Genomic DNA, 20,388 nt, shown 5'->3' with positions numbered 1-20,388 from the left:
TTCTCATTTTCATCCCATTATATCAGCCCGACGAGTCGCTGCCGTTACCGCTGTCTAGTTAGCTGTTTTCACTGGCGAAAAACGCACCATTTGAACTTCAAGTGACATCGTCACAAAAATCAGGGTGAATCCCTGCCATCCCGCTAAACCATGAACCCTCTGCCAATTCTGCAAAGATTCACTGGCCTTCGGCTGACACGCCAAGCACAATACTCCGCTGAACCTTTCATTTTTCTCCTGATTTTACTGACGCATGAAACGATGGGTCCACCTGCACCACTATCGCGCCCTGCTGCGCCGCCTGTTTATTGCCATCTTTCTTGGTATCGCCGCCGCGTTGGTGGTTTGGCTGTTTCACCGTGCGATGCTGGGCCTGGAATGGCTGTTGCTCGACCATGAGAGCGGCAGTCTTGTCGCTGCCGCCTCCGCGTTACCGGCCTGGCGAAGGGCGCTGACCCCAGCGTTAGGCGGCCTGGCGGCGGGCACGCTGCTGTGGGTTTACCAGCGCTATCAACATCAACGACAGATAGCGCCAACCGATTATATGGAAGCGATCGAAACCGGCGACGGGCGGCTGGACGTCAGTGCCAGTCTGGTGAAATGCCTTGCTTCGCTGCTGGTGGTCTCCAGCGGCAGCGCCATCGGTCGCGAAGGTGCGATGATCCTGCTGGCCGCGCTGGTAGGTTCCGTGTTTGCTCAACGCTTCACCCACGAGAAAGAATGGAAACTGTGGGTCGCCTGCGCCGCGGCTGCCGGGATGGCCAGTGCCTACCACGCCCCGTTGGCAGGCAGCCTGTTTATTGCGGAAATCCTGTTTGGCACGCTGATGCTGGCCTCGCTGGGCCCGGTGGTGATTGCCGCCGTTTGCGCACTGCTGATGACCAACTTGCTTAACGGTGGCCAGGCGCCGCTGTACCTGGTTGAGCCTCTGCCCGCCCCCTGGCCAGTGCAATATTTGCTGATGGCGCTACTGGGCGTATTGGCCGGCATTTGCGGCCCGCTATTTTTATGGGCGATGCAGGCCAGCGGCCATGCTTTCCGTTCGCTGCGCCTGAAGCCCCCTTTGCAATTGGCGCTCGGCGGGTTGATCGTGGGGTTGCTTTCGCTGCTGTTTCCTGAGGTGTGGGGCAATGGCTACAGCGTGGTGCAGTCACTGCTCAGTGCGCCGCCCGGCGTATTGCTGGTTGGCGCCATTCTGATTTGTAAACTGTTGGCGGTGCTCGCCAGCAGCGGTTCCGGAGCGCCCGGCGGCGTATTCACGCCAACGCTGTTTGTCGGGGCCGCCCTGGGTTCGGTGGTTGGGCAACTGTGCGCCACCTGGCCGGAACTGGGCAGCGCGGTGCCGCTGCTGATGGCGCTGACCGGTATGGCCACGCTGCTGGCCGCAACCACCCACGCGCCGATCATGGCTGCGTTGATGGTGTTCGAAATGACCGGTGAATACACCCTGCTGCCGGGCATTTTGCTGGCCTGCGTGATCGCCACTACCGTTTCACGGGGTTTGCGCTCGGTGTCGGTCTATCACAACGCCTAGCGGTTCAGCAGCGGTGAGATATCCAGGTAATGCGCCAATTCACGCTGCTCAGCCCGCGGCAGATAAGGAATTTCACCCAGCAACGGCGCAGGAATGCGCTGCTGCAACGCGTCGATGGTTTCGGCATAGTGCGCCAGCCCCGGGTTAATGCGGTTAGCCACCCAGCCCAGCAAAGGTAAGCCGTCATTAATGATCGACTGAGCCGTTAACAACGCATGGCTGACACAGCCCAATTTAATCCCCACCACTAAAACTACCGGCAGTTGCTCCTGCACCACCCATTCGGCATAAGGCCGCATGTCGTTCATCAGCACGCGCCAGCCGCCACTGCCCTCGACCACCACGGTATCGGCCTTGGCGGATAGATGCTGCAGTCCGCTGCTCATCACACCATAGTTGATATCGTCGGTAGGTTGCGCGTGAAACACTTCTTCCAGACAGGTGATGGGATTAATTTCCTGATATGACAGCGGCAGAGTTGAAGAAGCCTGCAGAACCAAAGCGTCTTTATTGCGAAGGCCTTCACTGGTTTCCTGACAGCGTGCGGCAACCGGCTTGTAGCCGGCCACTGAGCGGCCCTGTGCGGCAAAGGCCTGCAACAAAGCGCGAGAAACCACGGTTTTACCGACATCGGTATCCGTTCCTGTTACAAATAAACGCGTTAACATGACTTAATTGCCCCGAGATACACCGTTAACCAAAATATCGCCGGGTTTACGGCGAAAGAGTCGAACGGGGAAAAGTCTAGAGGATGCCGACAGGCACGAGCTTGAGGTAGCGCAACATTTTGGCGTTAAACGATAAGTATTACTGATTGGTGTTAGCCTTGCAGCAACTGAACCAATAGTGAACCGTTGTATAACGCTTCTTTCACCAAAGCCGCACCAGGCATGGTGCCTTTGTTGAAGAACTGGGTGGACTCTACCTTAATATGCTCGCTGTAAGCTGGCAGAGATTGCTGACGAATGCAGGAGGCAATGGCCGGGTGCAGAATTTCCGCCGCGCGGTTTAGCGGGGAGCCGACCAGGATTTTTTCCGGATTGAACAGGTTGACCATGATAGCCAGGATACGGCCTACGCTGTGGCCCACGCCAAGGATGATATCTTTGGCCAGTTGGTCGCCTGCCAGCGCCGCATCACACAGCGATTCGACCGTCAGCGGCATGCCGTGCAGGCTGGAGCTCATCGAGGTCCCGAGCCGCGTGCGGGCGATTTCCAACATATTCTCGATACTGGCTACGGTTTCCAGGCAGCCGTGGTTGCCGCAGTAACAGCGTTTGCCGTAAGGGTCGACCTGGGTATGACCAATCTCTACCACGCTGCGGCTACCGGCATGCAGCACCCGACCACCGGTGATGACGCCGGCGCCGACGTTATGATCGATCACCACCTGAATGACGTTTTGGCTGCCGCGTGAAGCGCCGTATAAGGCTTCGGCCATGGTCCAGGCGCTGATGTCGTGCTGCAGATACACCGGCAGACCGGTGCGCGTTTCCAACGCCGGCCCCAAGGGCATATCTTCCACGTCGTAAAACGGCATGCGATGCACCACGCCGGAAATCGCATCCACCATCCCCGGTAAGGTAATGGCAATGGCCGTCAACCGCTCCAGTTTGCTTTGATGGCGGATAAAGAACTGATCGACTTCGGTCAGAATGCGTTTCAGCAGCGGATCGGGGTGTTCGGCGGCCAGGGGGAGGATTTCCTCAACTACCAGCTTGCTGCTGATATCACGCAGCGCCAGCGTGATGGTGCCACGGCTGATGCGGGCGGAAAGGTAATGCCAGGCTTCGGTGTCCAGCACCAGGCCCACCGCCGGGCGGCCGCGGCTGCCCACTTCCTGATATTCGGTTTCTTTAACCAGATGGGCTTCCAACAGCTCCCGCACGATTTTGGTGATGCTGGCGGGCGCCAGCTGTGCTCGCTTTGACAGTTCGATGCGCGAAATTGGGCCCAGTTGATCGATTAACCGATAAACTGCCCCTGCATTTGTTTGCTTGATTTGATCAATATGCCCAGGCTGCCCAACAGCAATCACAAACCTGCTCCTACTATTTTTCGCGCTTCTAAATAAAGACTATCGGCTATGGTGGGGCTTTTGGAATACAGCGTCAACTATTTGATTCGTTATGTGATTTGCTGCACAAATTCACCCTGCTTTCGCTACGGATTGTGTTTTATTTACCCAGTTGCTCCGTCAGGGCAACAGTAACGCCATCAAGGATTTTGCTGCCGCCGTCAACGGCCGTTGACGATGGTGCACCAGCCACACTTCAGTCATCGCCTCCGGCTCCGCCAGCGGCAAATATTGTACTCCGTCGATTCTAACCCGGGCGAAAGACGCCGGAAGTATAGAGATACCCAGGCCAGAAGACACCAGGCCAATGATGGTCATCGCCTCGCCAACTTCCTGAGTGATATAGGGCGTGATCCCCGCCTTGGCCAGCAGCGACAAAATTTCGTCATGCAACGCGGTTCCCACCTCACGCGAGAAAAACACAAAGGGTTCTTCCGCCAAATGTTGGAAACGCAAGGTACCGGAAGCCACCTGGGTTAGCGGATGCCCTTCCGGCACCACCGCCACCAGGGGCTCACACAGCAAAAGCTGATGTTTCAACACGTCCGGCAAGCGGGTGTTACGCATCACGCCCAAATCGAGCTCGCCATTGAGCAAAGGTTCGATCTGCTGCTTGGTATTCACTTCTCGCATCTTGATGTGCACCTGCGGGTGTTGCTGACGGAAAGCCCGCAGGCTGCGCGACACTACGCTGATAAAGGGTGCCGAAGAGGTGAAACCAATGGTCAGTTCGCCAAGTTCGCCGCGTTCCAATCGCGCTGCCTTTTCCGCCGCACGACTGACCTGATCGAGCACCTGATAGGCTTCTTTCAGAAACATCTCTCCCGCCTGAGTCAGGCTGACATTCCGGTTATTCCGCGCCAAAAGGCGAGCGCCGACCATTTCCTCCAGCGCCTGGATTTGTTGGCTGAGCGGCGGTTGTGAAATACGCAGCCGCTCCGCTGCACGGCCAAAATGCAACTCTTCCGCCACGGCGATAAAATAACGCAGATGCCTCAACTCAATATTCATACTTTAAACGTCTTAATTTTAATTATTAATATATTAGACAAAAAACTGCCCTCTCCCTATCATTTTGTTAACTCATCAAGTGCTGTGTAAGGAAAGACTGTGACAACCCCTGTGCGTTCTGCGGCCGGTATGCCGTCGACGCTGGCCGCTAACGACGACGCGGCTGCTGCGCCAAAAACCCAACGTTCCACTCTTAACAAACTTCCCTACATCGAGCGCGGTACGCCGCAGTTTATGCGCGTGACCCTGGCGCTGTTTTCCGCCGGACTGGCTACCTTCGCCTTGCTGTATTGCGTGCAACCGATTCTGCCGGTTTTGTCGCAAGACTTTGGCATCTCCCCAGCGGAAAGCAGCCTGTCGCTGTCGGTGTCTACCGGATTGCTGGCCCTGGGCCTGATGTTTACCGGCCCGCTGTCTGACGCTATCGGCCGTAAACCGGTGATGGTTGTGGCGCTGCTGCTGGCGGCAATTTGTACCCTGATTTGCGCCTTTATGACCAGTTGGCAAGGCATTCTGCTAATGCGTGCGCTGATCGGGCTTTCCCTGAGCGGAGTCGCCGCCGTTGGCATGACCTATTTGAGCGAAGAGATCCACCCCAGTTTTGTCGCTTTTTCCATGGGGCTGTATATCAGCGGGAATTCCATCGGCGGCATGAGCGGCCGATTGGTCACCGGGGTGCTGACCGACTTCTTCTCCTGGCGCGTGTCACTGGCGGTGATCGGGCTATTCGCTCTGGCCGCCGCCTGCATGTTCTGGCGTATTTTGCCCGCTTCAAAACATTTTCGCGCCAGTTCGTTGCGCCCACGTACCCTGCTGATCAACTTCCGTCTGCACTGGCACGATAAAGGCCTGCCGCTGCTGTTTGCCGAAGGCTTTCTGCTGATGGGCAGCTTTGTCACCATGTTCAACTATATTGGTTACCGCCTGCTGGCTGATCCTTACCACCTGAGCCAGGCGATTGTCGGCCTGTTGTCGGTGGTCTATCTGACAGGTTCATACAGTTCGCCGAAGGCCGGTGCCATGACGTCCCGCTTCGGCCGCGGGCCAGTGTTATTGGCTTCGACCCTGATTATGCTGATCGGGATACTGATTACTGCCCTGGCCCCGGTCGCGGTGATTTTTATCGGCATGATGCTGTTCACCGCCGGTTTCTTTGCCGCCCATTCGGTTGCCAGCAGTTGGATCGGACGTCGCGCCCGCCGTGCCAAGGGGCAGGCATCCTCGCTGTATTTATTCTGCTATTACGTTGGCTCCAGCGTCGCCGGGACCCTCGGCGGTGTTTTCTGGCACAGCTTCGGTTGGAATGGCGTCGTGGCATTTATCAGCGTGATGTTGCTACTCGCCCTGCTAGTCGTGCATTACCTGAAAAAACTGCCGGAAGCAGCTCGCGTTTAACCCCCCCCTGTACCCACGGGTGCGGGGGGCCTTAACCCCTCTGGTTAGCCTGGACCACTCGGTGTCTCATTCCTCACCTTAGCCGATGCTGCCCTTCCGTTTTTCGCCTCCTTAATGTATGTTGTAACTAAAATGAGAGGTGCCAGATGGATAAATACGATTTAATTGGCAGGATGAATGGTTGTTTTAACCAACTGGAACAGGCGCTGACAGCCCTCCACCAGCAGGTTTTACCGTTACGTTTGTTAGCCGGCAGGGTGTTCAGCCTGCCGGAAATCGAGAAAGGCAAAGAGCATGCGACGGTAGAACAGATTGCCGTCGAGCAGCATGTCGGCCAGGCCGCACGCGACCTGGCGCTGGAGCATTATCAGCGGTTATTTATCCATCACAATAAACACAACGTCAGCAGCAAGGCGGCGGTACGCCTGCCCGGCGTTATTTGCCTGGCGGTAGAGCCGCCGGAATATCTGCAGATCCAGACGCAAATTGGTCTGATAAACCGGCTGAAAGCCGAGCTGGAACAGATTATTACCGTCGATTCCGGCCTGGCGCCGGAGCAACGCTTTGACTTCGTTCATACTCATCTGCACGGCCTGATTACTCTTAGCGCCTACCGTAGTTTGACCGTTGTGACGGATCCGGACTCGGTGCGTTTCGGTTGGGCCAACAAGCATATTATCAAGAACGTAAAGCGCGACGATATTCTGGCGCAACTGGAAAAAAGCCTGAAAGCCGGCCGAGCGGTACCGCCACATAACCGTGAACAGTGGGCAGAACTGGTCAGCCGTGAAATCGATGATGTCAGTCGCCTGCCCCAGCAGGCGGCGCTGAAAATCAAGCGGCCAGTGAAAGTACAACCCATTGCGCGGGTATGGTATCAGCCGCAGCAAAAACAGGTGCAGCACCCCTGCCCGTTGCCGCTGATTGCACTATGCCAGGTGGAACATGGCGCCCAGGTGCCGAAGATTGGCGAGTTGTTCAATTACGACGCGGCGACGGTCAAACATAAATATAAGCCGGACGCCAAGCCGTTGAGGTTGCTGATCAAACGGCTCCACCTGTATACCGACGCCCCTACTCGCTGAGGCTGTAAACCCGCAGACGGTGGCCGTCAGGATCGCTGGCGACGAAGCTATGACCGAAGTCCAGCGTCACCGGCGGCTGAATGATATTTAGCCCCCGATCGCGCCACTGCTGATAAAGCGCATCCACCTGCTGCGGCAATTCGCACAGAAAACCGAGTTCACCACCGCCACCGGTCACCGTCGCGCCAGGCTGCACGGTATGCTTCGACCACATGGCCAATTTGAGGCCGTTACTCAACACAAACAGCGCAAAAGTGGGCGAAAGCTCCACCGGCTCCTGCCCCAGTAAATGACGGTAGAAGATGGCGCTTTTTTCTGGGTTATCGACATAGAGAAGGGTCATATTTGGGGTTGTCATCGCATTAACCTTAGGGTGAGGGAACCGGCTGGCTCCCGAGACCTTAAGACTAAGCGCCCCTACTGACAGTTTTTGGCAGCAGTGTGGGATTACTGTGTAGGGATGCCCTGCGATTGATGCCACTCTTTCATCAGCAGGCGGCGTCCTCGTGGATAGCGTTGCGCCAGCGGCGTAGCCAACCGGATACGATCGAGACGAAAATGGCGGAATGACTGACGCAGTTCGCACCAGGCCACCAGCATCCTCGCCTGCTCAAAATAACCGAGGGCAAAAGGCCAGAGGATACGCTCGCTTTCATTGCCGTCGTTATCGCAGTAATGCACCTCGAGCTTGCGTTCCTGGCGAATGACTTCGCGGATCAACACCAGGGTTTCGTCCGCCACCTTGATCAAATCCAAGGGGCCAATCAACAACGTGCTGGCCTCTAGCTCGTCGCGTAATGCTGCAGGCAGCACGTCGGCAATTTTTACCAGGGCATTCTTGGCCGCTTCGGCTAACTGACTGTCGCCCCGGCGGCCTACCCAGCGCATGCCCAACACCAGTGCTTCAATTTCCTGCTGTGAGAACATCATCGGCGGCAGCATAAACCCCGGCCGCAGTACATATCCCACGCCCGCCTCCCCAACAATCTCGGCACCCTGCTGCTGCAAGGTGGCAATATCGCGATACAGCGTGCGCATGCTGATATTCATTTCCTGCGCCAATGCGTGGCCGGCAACCGGGTAGCGATGCCGTCGCAAGATTTGCATCAGCTCGAGTAGACGCTCGGTGCGTGACATGCATTTTCTCCATAAAAAAGGCTTACCTCAGTAAGCCTTTTACAAGCCGAGCAATCAATTACTTCTTCATACTGCCAACCATGTCTTCCGGACGTACCCACAGGTCGAACTGCTCTTCGGTCAGGTAGCCCAGCTTCAGCGCGGAGGCTTTCAGCGTCAGGCCTTCCTTATGCGCTTTCTTGGCAATTTCGGCCGCCTTATCATAGCCGATATGCGTGTTCAGCGCGGTAACCAGCATCAGCGACTCATTCAGCAACTGGCTGATGCGATCGCGATTAGGTTCAATGCCCACAGCACAATGCTCATTAAAGCCCTGCATGCCGTCAGCCAGCAGGCGGATCGACTGCAGATAGTTGTGGATCACCATAGGCCGGAACACGTTTAGCTCAAAGTTACCGGAGGCGCCGCCAATATTGACCGCCACATCATTACCCAGCACCTGAGCACACAGCATGGTCATCGCTTCACACTGGGTTGGGTTGACCTTGCCCGGCATAATGGAACTGCCCGGCTCGTTTTCGGGGATCGAGATCTCGCCAATGCCGCAACGTGGGCCGGAAGATAGCCAGCGCACGTCATTGGCAATTTTCATCAGCGAAGCCGCCAACCCTTTCAACGCGCCGTGGCCGTGCACCAGTGCATCGCAGGTAGCCAGCGCTTCAAATTTGTTAGGGGCGGTGACAAACGGCTGCCGGGTCAGATCAGCCAGGGCCTTGGCTACGCGAACCGCGTATTCCGGATGAGTATTCAAGCCGGTGCCCACAGCGGTGCCGCCCAGCGCCAGTTCGCAAATATGTGGAATGCTGGCTTCAATATGCTGCAGGTTGTGCGCCAACATCGCCGCCCAGCCGGAAATCTCCTGCCCCAGGGTCAGCGGCGTGGCATCCTGTAAATGGGTGCGGCCAATTTTGACGATATCGCGATAGGCTTCCGCTTTGTCGCTCAGCGTTTTATGCAGCACTTTCAGTTCGGGAATCAGGTGTTCGCGCACGGCGATCACCGCCGCTACGTGCATCGCCGTCGGAAACACGTCGTTGGAGCTTTGGCTCTTGTTAACGTCGTCGTTCGGATGGACTCGCCGCTCTTCCCCACGCACGCCGCCCAATAGCTCGCTGGCGCGGTTGGCCAGCACTTCATTCATATTCATGTTGGTCTGGGTGCCGGAGCCGGTTTGCCAGATAGACAGCGGGAACTCGTTCGTATGCTGGTCCGCCAGCACTTCATCGGCGGCGCTGATAATGGCGTTGGCCCGCTCCGCAGGCAGCAGCCCCAGGTCCATGTTCACGCTGGCAGCGGCGCGTTTGGTCAATGCCAGCGCATGAATCAACGCGGTCGGCATCTTTTCGGAAGAAATGCGGAAGTGCTCCAGGGAACGCTGCGTTTGTGCTCCCCATAGCCGGTCGGCCGGCACTTCGATGGGTCCCATAGAGTCTTTTTCAATACGAACGGCTGCCATCACTATCTCCTTAGTACAATTCCTAAAAATGTACGATTACGCCAGCGCGTGCGAGGCCGCCGGCACACCCATCCAGTATAGTGACATAATAACTATTCGCATTAAGAGAGTTGCCTCACAGCATTTTTCCTCCATTGTCATGGTTATTGTGCGGGTTTAATTTTCTGGCAGCACGTCCTTGCCTTTTTCATCGACAAATTGAATATTAACAATAGAAAAAGCGCCGTCTGGCGCTCTCTTTATTAATTTCTCACGAGGGAATTAATGGTGATGTTGATTATAAGCATTAATTCTTTGGTCCTGCAGATGGTTGATTTCATCGTAGGCATCCTGGCGTTCATTATGGCGGTAAACACCCACCCCCACCGCACCGACCGCGGCGGCAACCGGGTGGGCGACCGGTGCTGAAGTTACTACGGGCGCAGCGGTCACTACCACCGGAGCCGGCGCAACAACCACTGGGCGCGGTACGACTACCACCGGGCGTGGTGCGATTACCACCGGATGGACACCGTATCCATATGCATGAGTGACCACTACAGCCGCATGTGCACCGAAAGTACACATCATCAGAACCAGCAAGATTTTTTTCATTAGCGTCTCAACGTTAGGAATAATCGGAGAATCATTTTATTGGCCTGCACTGTATAGCGGCACTATTGCCTAATTTAAGCCATTTGTGTGGTTGGCGATAAAAACGGAATAATTATGATGATAGAGATATTCAGCAGGTAATAATTTACGTCAAAAAACACAGATTGAAATATAACGAATAAAAGGAACCCAAATTGGATTTATTTTTGAACTTATGACAGTTTTGAATTTAATATTTCCGCTATGTGCTCTCTCGCAAGCGAACGTGGCGTTTTTTTGAGCGACCATTACCGGTATTCAACGACATATGGAGGGTGACAGAGATTGTTATCTCGTTATACTTTACCCACCTTGAACTGCGGCTCGGCGTAACGCCTTTTCACCCCCACGACGACGCCACTTGTTTGATCGCGCACCACTTTTTCGCCCTCCTTCGGGTGTAGGATAAGACGCACCAAATTTGTTTGTTTTACAGTCAGCTACTTACCGTCACCTGGCGGCGAATGCAAAGGATGTTTATCAAAATGCAAAAAATGACCAACGCAGTGCAAAACTATGCATGGGGCAGCCACGACGCGTTAACCCAGCTGTATGGCATTGCCAACCCACAAGGACTGCCGATGGCGGAACTGTGGATGGGGGCTCACCCGAAGAGCAGCTCTCGCGTAGCCGGTACCGACGGTAATTTGCGCTCGCTGCGCGATGTTATTGATGAAGATCAGCCTAAGCAGCTGGGTGCCGAAGTCGCACGTCGTTTCGGCGAGCTGCCGTTCTTGTTCAAAGTGCTGTGCGCCGATCAGCCGTTGTCGATTCAGGTGCATCCAAGCAAATCCGCCGCCGTAGCGGGCTTCGCCAAAGAGAACGCGGCCGGCATTCCGTTGGATGCTGCCGAACGGAATTACAAGGATCCCAATCATAAGCCGGAACTTGTATTTGCCCTGACGCCTTTCCTGGCGATGAATGGCTTCCGCGAACTGTCCGACATTGTTTCCCTGCTGCAGCCGATCGCCGGTGCACACCACGATATCGCTGCCTTCCTGCAGCAACCGGATGTCAGCCATCTGTCCGCTCTGTTTGCCAGCCTGCTGGCGATGAGCGGCGAGCAGAAATCGCTGGCGCTGGGGGTGTTGAAAGCCGCGTTGAATAACCAACAGGGGGAAACCTGGGACACAGTGCGCTTCATTGCCGGTTTCTATCCGGATGACAGCGGCCTGTTCTCGCCGCTGCTGCTGAACGTGGTGCAGTTGCAACCTGGCGAAGCGATGTTCCTGTATGCCGAAACGCCACACGCTTACCTGAAAGGCGTGGCGCTGGAAGTGATGGCCAACTCGGACAACGTGCTGCGCGCCGGCCTGACGCCAAAATTCATCGATGTCCCGGAACTGCTGGCCAACCTGCAGTTCCGCCCGCAACCAGCCTCAGGGCTGCTGACCCAGCCGCAAAAACGTGGTGACGAACTGTTCTTCCCGATCCCGGTAGAGGATTTCGCCTTCTCGCTGCACGATCTTTCCGCCGCTCCACAGGCATTGGCGCAAGATAGCGCGGCAATTGTTTTCTGCGTTGAGGGTGAAGCGGTACTGAGTAAACAGGATCAGCAACTGGTGCTTAAGCCCGGTGAATCCTGCTTTATCGGCGCTTTCGAATCGCCGGTCAGCATTAGCGGCACCGGTCGAATCGCGCGTGTTTATAATCTGTTGGCGTAAACACTCGGTAAATTTCCGCAAATTAGTTGCTGAAAGAGTAGCTTACCTTCACAATTAAACGCCTGCGGGCGTTTTTTTGTTGGCCCAAATTTGCCCATCCATCTGCGAGAGACAGATGGCTTAATAAGGATGAACAGAACTATGAAAAAATCGTTAGTCGCTGTTAGCGTCATTGTGGTTCTTGGCGCGGCATGGACCGGGGCTTCCTGGTACACCGGCAAACTGATCGAACAACGGATGGGTGAAGTGGTTGAGAACGCCAACAGCCAGCTGAAAGCCTACCTGCCGAAAGCCGGCGTTAAACTGGGTTATGAGAATTACCAACGCGGTATTTTCAGCAGTAAAATTCGCTATGTGCTGCGCGCCGACGGCAGCATCACTACCGACGACGCTCCGCTGAAGCCGGGTGACGAAGTGGCGTTCCAGGAAACCATCGACCATGGTCCGTTCCCGTTTGCTCAATTGAAAAAATTCAACCTGCTGCCAAGCATGGCATCGGTGCATACCGAACTGGAAAACACCGCAGCGACCAAAGGCCTGTTTGATATCACCAAGGGCAAGTCGCTGTTTACGGCGGAGTCGCGTATTTCCTACAGTGGCGACACCTCCTCCGCCATTGACGTGATCCCGCTGGATTATCAAAAAGACAAGTCGGCGCTGAAATTCGGCGGTGCGACCATTAATGCCGATGTGTCACGCGACATGAAAGCAATCACCCTGGACGCCAACAGCGACAGCGCGGTGATCAGCGGCCCGAATCAGTTTGGTCAGACCGAACAGGTTCAGTTGCTGGGTGTATCACTGAAGAGCCAGACCCATGCCGGGCAGTTCGATCTCAGCCTGGGTAATCAGAACCTGGTGTTGAAACAGATTAAGGTTGCCGTTGACGGTAAAGACACCCTGTTGTTGGACGGCTTTAAGCTGGCGAGCCAATTTGGCGAAAAAGACAGTAACCTGAACGGTCAAATTGATTACACCATCGATTCGCTGAAGGTGCAGAACAGCGACTTCGGCTCCGGCAAGCTGTTGCTGAAAATCGACAAACTGGATGCCAAATCACTGAAAGAGTTCGCCGACCGTTACAACCAGCAGGCGATGGCCATGCTGCAACAGGCGCAAACTATGGATCCGGTGGCTTACCAACAGCAGACCACCGACATCTTGCTGCAGAACCTGCCGCTGCTGTTGAAGGGTAATCCGTCCATCAGCATCGCGCCACTGAGCTGGAAAAACAGCAAGGGTGAAAGCACCTTTACGTTGAATCTGGATCTGACCGATCCAGCGCAGGCCGGCTCCCCGGCAGAATCTCCGGACCAGTTGATTGCTCGCTCGGTTAAAAAGATCGACGCCAACCTGAGTATTCCGGTGGCGATGGCGACGGAAACCACTTCGCAAACGGCCTTACTGCAAGGCTACAGTGCCGAAGAGTCGCAAAAACTGGCGGAACAACAGGTGCAAGGGTTAGCAGCCATGGGCCAGATGTTCAAACTGACCACCCTGAAAGAGGGTGTGATCGGCAGTAGCTTCCATTACGCTGATAACCAGGTTGATCTGAACGGCAACAAAATGTCGCTGCAGGAATTCATCGGCATGTTTGGCCTGTTGGGCGCCCCGGCGGAAGACAGCGCACCCGCACAATAAACGCAAATTTACACCCAGGGGTTCGGCTTGCCGAGCCCCTTTTTATTTCCCCCATAATTACCTCGATTCATTACTTTTATCTGTCGCGCTTCACTCGTCAAATATCACCACCGTTGGCAATAGCAACCTTCGGTGCATGCTGTTCAGCAATTAATTCATTGTCAGTTAAGCAGTACTGGTTAAATACGGTTATTTTTCTTCTTTTGAAATTTCCCTCACAAAGCATGTGTATATTGATTGCTAAAAGAGAGAGTTACACACATAATTAAACGGTTGCAGGCATTCGTTGTTGGCCTCAACTTGCCTATTTATCTGTTTGGAACAGATGGCTCAATTTAATTTAAGGATGAATAAAACCATGAAAAAATCGTTAGTCGCGTTAAGTACTGTTGTGGTTATTGGCGCGGCATGGACCGGAGCCTCCTGGTACACCGGCAAACTGATCGAACAGCAGATGGTTGCAGTGGTTGATAATGCCAACAGATTATTAAAATCGCATCTACCGAAAGCCAGTATTAAACTGGATTATGAAAATTACCAGCGCGGTATTTTCAGCAGTAAAATTCGTTATGTACTCCGACCCGACGACGCAGCGCCGAAAGCGGGTGACGAAGTGGTATTCCAGGAAACCATCGACCATGGTCCCTTCCCGTTTGCCCAGTTGAAGAAATTCAACCTGCTGCCAAGCATGGCATCGGTGCACACCGAGCTCGAAAACACCCCGGCGACCAATGATCTGTTTGATATCACCAAAGGCAAGTCGCTGTTCACCGCAGAATCCCGTATTTCTTACAGTGGCGATACCTTCTCCACCATTGACGTGATCCCGCTGGATTACCAAAAAGACAAGTCGGCGCTGAAATTCGGCGGAGCGGCCATTAAGGCCGACGTATCCCGCGACATGAAAGCCATTACCCTGGACATCAACAGTAGCAACATATTACTCCGTATCCCGAACAAACTTGGGCAGACCAAAGAGATTCAGTTACTGGGTGTATCCCTGAAGAGCCAGAAATATGCCGGTCAGTTCGATCTCAGCTTGGGCAACCTAAACCTGATGTTGAAACAGATTAAGGTTGCTGTTGACGGTAAAGACACCCTGTTGCTGGAAGGCATCAAGCTGGCCACCCTGTTAGATGAAAAAGATAGTAATCTTAATGGCCGGGTCGATTTCGCCATTAATGCGCTGAAGATCCAAAGCGTCGACTTCGGTTCCGGCAAGCTGTCGTTGAACATCGATAAACTGGATGCCAAATCATTGAGAGAGTTCGCCGACCATTACAACCAGCAGGCGGTGGCCATGTCGCAACAGGTGCAAACCATGGATCCGATTGCTTATCAACAACAGAAAACCGATATCCTGCTGCAAAACCTGCCGCTGCTGCGGAAGGGCAATCCGTCCATCAGCATTGCACCGTTTAGCTGGAAAAACAGCAAGGGTGAAAGCACCTTTACGCTGAGTCTGAATCTGGATCTAACCGATCCGGCGCAGGCCAGCTCGCCGGCAATATCGAGGGAGAAGTTGATTACCCGCACGGTAAAAAGCTTCGACTTGAACCTAAGCATTCCGCTGGCAATGGCGACGGAAACCGCGGCGCGGTTGACATTACTGCAAGGCTACAGTGCCGAAGAGTCGCAGAAAGTGGCGGAACTACAGATAAATGGACTGGCGGAAATCGGCCAAATATTTAAACTGACCACCCTGAAAGAGGGTGTAATCGGCAGTCGCTTCCACTACGCCGAAAACCAGGTTGATTTGAACGGCAGTAAAATGTCGCTGCAAGAATTCATCGGCATGTTCGGCCAGTTGGGCGCACCGGCGGAAGACAGCGCACCGGCACAATAAACGCAAATTTACACCCAAGGGTTCGGCTTGCCGAGCCCCTTTTTATTTCCCCATACTTACCTCGATTCATTACTTTTATTTTTCGCGCTGCACTCGCCAAATATACTACCGCGGGCAATTGCAACCTTCAGTGCATGCTGTTCAGCAATTAACACACGTATTGACGGTTAAGCCGCACTTATTAAATCGCGGTTGTTTATCATCTGTTGATGTTTCCCCTCACTAGCCCCACGAAAATTGATTGCTGAAAAAGTGGACTAAGCACACAATTAAACGGTTGCGGGCATTATTTGTTGGCCCCAACTTGCCTATTAATCTGTTTGGAACAGATGGCTCAATTTAATTTAAGGATGAATAAACCATGAAAAAATCACTTGTTGCGTTAAGTATTATTGTGGTTCTTGGCGCAGCATGGACCGGAGCCTCCTGGTACACCGGCAAACTAATCGAACAGCGGATGAGTGCATTGGTTGATAATGCCAACAGCTTATTAAAATCTCATCTGCCTAAATTCCGCGTTAAACTCGGTTATGAAAATTACCAGCGCGGTATTTTCAGCAGTAAAATTCGCTATGTGCTGCGCGCCGACGGCAGCGTCACTACCGACGATGCTCCGCTGAAGCCGGGTGACGAAGTGGCGTTCCAGGAAATCATCGACCATGGCCCGTTCCCGTTTGCCCAGTTGAAGAAATTCAACCTGCTGCCAAGCATGGCATCGGTGCACACCGAGCTCGAAAACACCGCAGCGACCAAAGGCCTGTTTGATATCACCAAGGGCAAGTCGCTGTTTACCGCAGAATCACGCATCTCTTATGGTGGCGACACCACCTCCACCATTGACGTGATCCCGCTGGATTACCAAAAAGACAAGTCGGCGCTGAAATTCGGCGGCGCAACCATCAATGCCGATGTCTCCCGCGACATGAAAACCATTACCCTTGAAGCCAGCAGCGACAGCGCCGTGATCAGCGGCCCCAATCAGTTCGGTCAGACCGAGCAGGTCCAGTTGCTGGGCATCTCGTTCAAAAGCCAGACCCATGCCGGCCAGTTCGATCTCCAACTGGGTAATCAGAACCTGGTGTTGAAACAGATTAAGGTTGCCGTTGACGGTAAAGACCCCCTGTTATTGGAAGGCATCAAGCTGGCGACCCTGTTAGATGAAAAAGAAAGTAACCTTAATGGCCGGGTCGACTTCGCCATTAATGCGCTGAAGATCCAAAACATCGACTTCGGCTCCGGTAAGCTGTTGTTCAACATCGACAAATTGGATACCAAATCACTGAAAGCGTTCGCCGACCGTTGCAACCAACAGGTAATGGCCATGTTAGTACAGGGGCAGGCTCAAATTGCAGAGACAGCCGCCAGTCAACAGCAGACTGAGGGTCTTCTGCCGCTGCTGTTGAAGGGCAATCCGTCCCTCAGCATCGCGCCACTGAGCTGGAAAAACAGCAAGGGTGAAAGTACCCTGCTCCTAAATTTGGACCTGAACGTTACGGGGCAGGCCAGTTCGCCGGCAACATCGATGGATCAGTTGATTACCCGAACGGTAAAAAGACTCGACTTAAACATAAGCATTCCGGTGGCAATGGCGACTGAAACAGTTTTACAAACCTCGTGGCAGCCAGGCGGCGACGTCAAAAATGCGCAGAAAATAGCGCAGCGACAGATGCAAGAGCTATTGGCATCGCGGGATATGTTAAAACTAACCACCCTGAAGGACGAAGTGATCGGCGTCCATATTAACTACGCTGACAACCAAATCGAGTTCAACGGAAAAAAAATGTCCCTGCAAGCGTTTGATAAAATACTGAGCTCCATGAGTTCTCAGAAGTGATAGCTGGCAAATACAATAAACAATAATCTACCCAGGGGTTCGGCTTGCCGATCCCCTTTGTTGGTTCGCCTTTGGCAGATGCATCCGCTCAGCAAAGAAGCTCGCCTACCCGTAAACAGCATCGCGGATTTGCAGTGGATAACGTCCACTCATGCCTTCAAAGGCCGTATTGGTCAAGGCTACCACGCTGATCGCCGCTTGCGGATCGTAAAACCAGCTGTGGCCATAGACACCGCCCCACTGCAAAGTGCCGTTATGCTGAGGCGTTGCCGCCAACTGCGCGTCCTCCAGTACCGCACCGCCGAAACCAAACCCCCAGCCGGGCCCCTGAGTCTCGGCGTGCGACCCGACATGCGCTTGACGCATCAGCGCTGCAGTGGTCGGCTGTAAAATGCCTTCCTTGCCAGTGCGCAAGGTTTCCACCAACTGCAACACATCGTCTGCATCGCCGACCATGCCAGCGCCGCCAGAAGGATAGGCCTGAGCGTCCAGCGCACGCGAGGGTGCCATTTCAATCTCGAAGCCGAACCCTTCCGGCAGGGTCAGCAACATGCCATCTCGTATAGGTTCCGGCTGCGCGGCAGTGTCGTGATACGCCGTTGCCAGATTATCGGCATCGGCGGTGTAAAAACCGGTATTACGCAACCCCAAAGGTTGGGCAACCCAGTGGTTGAACACCTGCGGCAAGGGCTCGCCCGCCACCTGTTCCAGCACCGCCCCCAGCACATCGATTGCCAGTGAATAGCGAAACTCGCTGCCCGGCTCGGCCAACAGATCGGCCTGCGCCAACAGGCGCAGATTCTGCTCCAGCGTTAACGACGACAGTTCCATACCGTCTTTAATGCCGAGTCGATGATACGATCCTTCCGCAGGTTGGCTCAAACGATAATCCAGGCCGGCAGTATGGCTCAGCAAATGACGGATTTTAATTTGCGGGCGAACCCCATCGGCCAGCACCGGGGTAAACCACGGCAACCAACGGCTGACGGTATCATCCAGCCCCAGCTTTTGCTGTTCGATCATGCGCATGGCCGCCAGCGTAATGTAAGGCTTGGACACCGACGACAGCCGAAATTGGGTCTCACGCCTCATAGGCTTCTTCTGTTCACGATCGGCATAGCCGCTGGCATTGGCGTAAACCACGCGACCGTGCCGAGCGACCAGCACCACGCTGCCAACGATACGCCCTTCATCAATCGCCTGTTGGCTAACGCCCTGCACTCTTTTTGCTAATGACTGATCCGCTATCGACATGTTTTGTTGCTCTCTGAGGATGATGAAATCAGTCTAAAGCGATTATTATAAAATTAAATGCCGCATTTCTTAACGGATCATTAAGCAGGAATTACTGATAGATGAGCTCACTGTTGCAGTTGCTGCCGTTTTTCGAGGCCGTCGCCCGATTGGGCAGTTTTACTCAGGCAGCCAATCAATTGGGCGTCACGCCTCCGGCTGTCTCGCAAAACATTCAGGCGTTGGAAACCCGCCTGGGCGTACGGCTGTTCAACCGCACCAGCCGCTCCGTGCGGTTAAGCGATGAAGGCCGCTTGTTTTATCAACGGGTGGCTCCGGCTATGGGTCAGATTGACGTGGCGGCCGAAGATCTGCGAACTTTGCGCGGCCGCCCTTCCGGGCTGTTACGCATCACTCTGCCACAGCTGGCGGCTTCGCTGCTGGTTATCCCGCATTTGGCCGAGTTTCAGGCGCGTTACCCCGAGATCCAACTTGAACTGTTTACTGACGACCATTTCTCCGATCTGGTGCTGGACAGCTTTGATGCCGGTATCCGTATGCACGCCATGCTGCAAAAAGACATGATTGCGGTTCCCATCGACAACGGTCAGAAACGGGTGGTGATCGCCGCCCCCGGCTATTTGGCGCAGCACGGCACGCCGCAAACACCGCAAGCGCTGAACGATCACGACTGTCTGCGCTACCGTTTTCCCGGCAGCGGTAAATTCGAACCCTGGTACTTCAAGCAGGATGGCGCGCAGCTGACGCTGGAGGTCGGCGGCAGCCTGATATTTAACGAAGACAGATTGATTAAAGATGCCGCGCTGGCGGGATTGGGCATCACCCAGCGGTTTAGCGGCACGGTACACCGTGAACTGAGCAGTGGGCAACTGGTGGAAGTTCTGGCCGATTACGGCAGCGATGCTCCCGGATTTTTCCTCTATTTTCCCGCCAGTCGGCATATGCCGCTCAAGCTGCGCGTGTTTATTGATTTTATGCGCGAAAAACGAGCGCAACAGTCTCCTTTCGAAAACAGCCTTAGCGCGCCCTGAGTCTTTTTTGGCTTCACCGTGACCGGAAATATCGTAATTAACTGATAAATATAAATATATTTTATTAGGCCATTCGATAAATAACCGAGGGGAAAATATTTGACTGATCGTTCCACAATCAATACTATACGGCCTCAACTCATTTAAAGCCCCCCAATCCGCCATGAGTGCTGAAAAACCTATCTATCCAGGTCGTCCGAGACAGTTCGAAGATGAGGATGTCATTGATGCCGCCGTGGCCGTTTTTAGCGTCAATGGCTATGCAGGCACCTCTGCGCAAGATTTATGCAACGGTACCGGGTTGGGGAGAGGAAGCCTATATAATGCCTTTGGTAGCAAGCAAGCTCTGTACGAGCAAGCGTTGTTGCGCAGCCATGAACACACCATGTCGGCGCAATTAGCCATTCTCACACAGCCTGGCCTGGTGAAGGAACGACTACGTACCCTGCTGCTGTGGGGAATTGCCGAAGATCTCTCGCAACCCGAGCAACATGACGCCATGGTCTTGTTCTCGGCACTGGAGCGAGGCAGCAAAGACCAGGCGGTAGCCAGTCTGAATCAGGAATATCGGCAACGTTTAGAACAAACCCTGGTCGCGGTGTTTACCGAAGGCCAACAAACAGGAGAACTCGGTAGCAAAGCATCCGCGATTGAAATGGCCAGAGGCTTTTTAGCCGGTTATTACGGTTTGCGCGTGCTGAATAAAAACATTTCAGATAGAAACACCCTCGAAGACGTCGTCGCAGGTCTGTTAATCAACTTATAAAACAAAGAAAAAATCTCACGCAGA

The 20,388-nt window shown here is 54.2% G+C and carries 17 protein-coding genes; 9 read left to right on the top strand and 8 right to left on the bottom strand.

What is annotated here, in order from left to right; translation table 11 throughout:
- Positions 1-253: 253 nt before the first annotated feature.
- Positions 254-1,534: a voltage-gated ClC-type chloride channel ClcB gene (gene clcB, locus M495_RS11170; RefSeq protein ID WP_020826759.1), complete on the top strand. Its 1,281-nt coding sequence runs from the start codon at positions 254-256 to the stop codon at positions 1,532-1,534.
- Here the strand turns inward: clcB and bioD are convergent.
- From bioD to M495_RS11155, 3 genes are all read right to left on the bottom strand, one after another.
- Positions 1,531-2,202 (bottom strand): dethiobiotin synthase, encoded by a 672-nt coding sequence (gene bioD / locus M495_RS11165; protein WP_020826758.1) that lies wholly within the window; start codon positions 2,200-2,202, stop codon positions 1,531-1,533. The two genes, clcB and bioD, sit on opposite strands and share 4 nt — an antisense overlap.
- Before the next feature lie 152 nt (positions 2,203-2,354).
- Complete coding sequence (gene mlc / locus M495_RS11160) at positions 2,355-3,572, bottom strand: sugar metabolism global transcriptional regulator Mlc (protein WP_020826757.1); 1,218 nt, start codon at positions 3,570-3,572, stop codon at positions 2,355-2,357.
- A gap of 159 nt (positions 3,573-3,731) precedes the next feature.
- On the bottom strand, positions 3,732-4,622 hold the full coding sequence (locus M495_RS11155; RefSeq protein WP_020826756.1) for a LysR family transcriptional regulator: 891 nt from the start codon (positions 4,620-4,622) through the stop codon (positions 3,732-3,734).
- A gap of 129 nt (positions 4,623-4,751) precedes the next feature.
- On the opposite strand from M495_RS11155, the gene M495_RS11150 reads away from it, so the two are divergent.
- Positions 4,752-6,017 carry an MFS transporter gene (locus M495_RS11150; RefSeq protein ID WP_170868547.1) on the top strand — a complete coding sequence of 422 codons (1,266 nt, stop codon included), beginning with the start codon at positions 4,752-4,754 and terminating at the stop codon, positions 6,015-6,017.
- A 146-nt stretch (positions 6,018-6,163) separates the two neighbouring features.
- On the top strand, positions 6,164-7,102 hold the full coding sequence (gene tus / locus M495_RS11145) for a DNA replication terminus site-binding protein (RefSeq protein ID WP_020826754.1): 939 nt from the start codon (positions 6,164-6,166) through the stop codon (positions 7,100-7,102).
- On the opposite strand, the gene M495_RS11140 is transcribed toward tus, so the two are convergent.
- The 4 genes from M495_RS11140 to M495_RS11125 all read right to left on the bottom strand — a co-directional run bounded on the left by M495_RS11140 (position 7,092) and on the right by M495_RS11125 (position 10,289).
- Entirely contained in the window at positions 7,092-7,460 is a 369-nt protein-coding gene (locus M495_RS11140) for a VOC family protein (protein ID WP_020826753.1), read from the bottom strand. The two genes, tus and M495_RS11140, sit on opposite strands and share 11 nt — an antisense overlap.
- Before the next feature lie 89 nt (positions 7,461-7,549).
- Positions 7,550-8,239, bottom strand: a complete 690-nt coding sequence (locus tag M495_RS11135; RefSeq protein ID WP_020826752.1) for a helix-turn-helix transcriptional regulator — start codon at positions 8,237-8,239, stop codon at positions 7,550-7,552.
- Between the two features lie 58 nt (positions 8,240-8,297).
- Positions 8,298-9,695, bottom strand: coding sequence for a class II fumarate hydratase (gene fumC / locus M495_RS11130; RefSeq protein WP_020826751.1), 1,398 nt, complete (start codon positions 9,693-9,695; stop codon positions 8,298-8,300).
- A 261-nt stretch (positions 9,696-9,956) separates the two neighbouring features.
- Entirely contained in the window at positions 9,957-10,289 is a 333-nt protein-coding gene (locus tag M495_RS11125; protein ID WP_020826750.1) for a hypothetical protein, read from the bottom strand.
- A 524-nt stretch (positions 10,290-10,813) separates the two neighbouring features.
- On the opposite strand from M495_RS11125, the gene manA reads away from it, so the two are divergent.
- The 4 genes from manA to M495_RS11105 all read left to right on the top strand — a co-directional run bounded on the left by manA (position 10,814) and on the right by M495_RS11105 (position 17,313).
- A complete protein-coding gene (gene manA / locus M495_RS11120; RefSeq protein WP_041415368.1) occupies positions 10,814-11,992 on the top strand; it encodes a mannose-6-phosphate isomerase in 1,179 nt (392 codons plus the stop codon).
- 141 nt (positions 11,993-12,133) lie between these two features.
- Positions 12,134-13,633, top strand: a complete 1,500-nt coding sequence (locus tag M495_RS11115) for a YdgA family protein (RefSeq protein ID WP_020826748.1) — start codon at positions 12,134-12,136, stop codon at positions 13,631-13,633.
- A gap of 358 nt (positions 13,634-13,991) precedes the next feature.
- Positions 13,992-15,479, top strand: a complete 1,488-nt coding sequence (locus M495_RS11110) for a YdgA family protein (protein WP_020826747.1) — start codon at positions 13,992-13,994, stop codon at positions 15,477-15,479.
- A 361-nt stretch (positions 15,480-15,840) separates the two neighbouring features.
- Positions 15,841-17,313 (top strand): YdgA family protein, encoded by a 1,473-nt coding sequence (locus M495_RS11105; protein ID WP_020826746.1) that lies wholly within the window; start codon positions 15,841-15,843, stop codon positions 17,311-17,313.
- Positions 17,314-17,418: 105 nt separating this feature from the next.
- On the opposite strand, the gene M495_RS11100 is transcribed toward M495_RS11105, so the two are convergent.
- Positions 17,419-18,567, bottom strand: coding sequence for a serine hydrolase domain-containing protein (locus M495_RS11100; RefSeq protein WP_041414534.1), 1,149 nt, complete (start codon positions 18,565-18,567; stop codon positions 17,419-17,421).
- A gap of 101 nt (positions 18,568-18,668) precedes the next feature.
- On the opposite strand from M495_RS11100, the gene M495_RS11095 reads away from it, so the two are divergent.
- Together M495_RS11095 and M495_RS11090 are read left to right on the top strand one after the other, a co-directional pair.
- Positions 18,669-19,598: a LysR family transcriptional regulator gene (locus tag M495_RS11095; protein WP_020826744.1), complete on the top strand. Its 930-nt coding sequence runs from the start codon at positions 18,669-18,671 to the stop codon at positions 19,596-19,598.
- 163 nt (positions 19,599-19,761) lie between these two features.
- Positions 19,762-20,364: a TetR/AcrR family transcriptional regulator gene (locus M495_RS11090; protein ID WP_020826743.1), complete on the top strand. Its 603-nt coding sequence runs from the start codon at positions 19,762-19,764 to the stop codon at positions 20,362-20,364.
- Positions 20,365-20,388: the final 24 nt, after the last annotated feature.

Origin of the sequence: Serratia liquefaciens ATCC 27592, assembly GCF_000422085.1 — a bacterium.
Taxonomy (GTDB): domain Bacteria; phylum Pseudomonadota; class Gammaproteobacteria; order Enterobacterales; family Enterobacteriaceae; genus Serratia; species Serratia liquefaciens.
The sequence above is the reverse complement of the archived record's forward strand: the minus strand, read 5'-3'. Positions and strand labels throughout refer to the sequence as shown.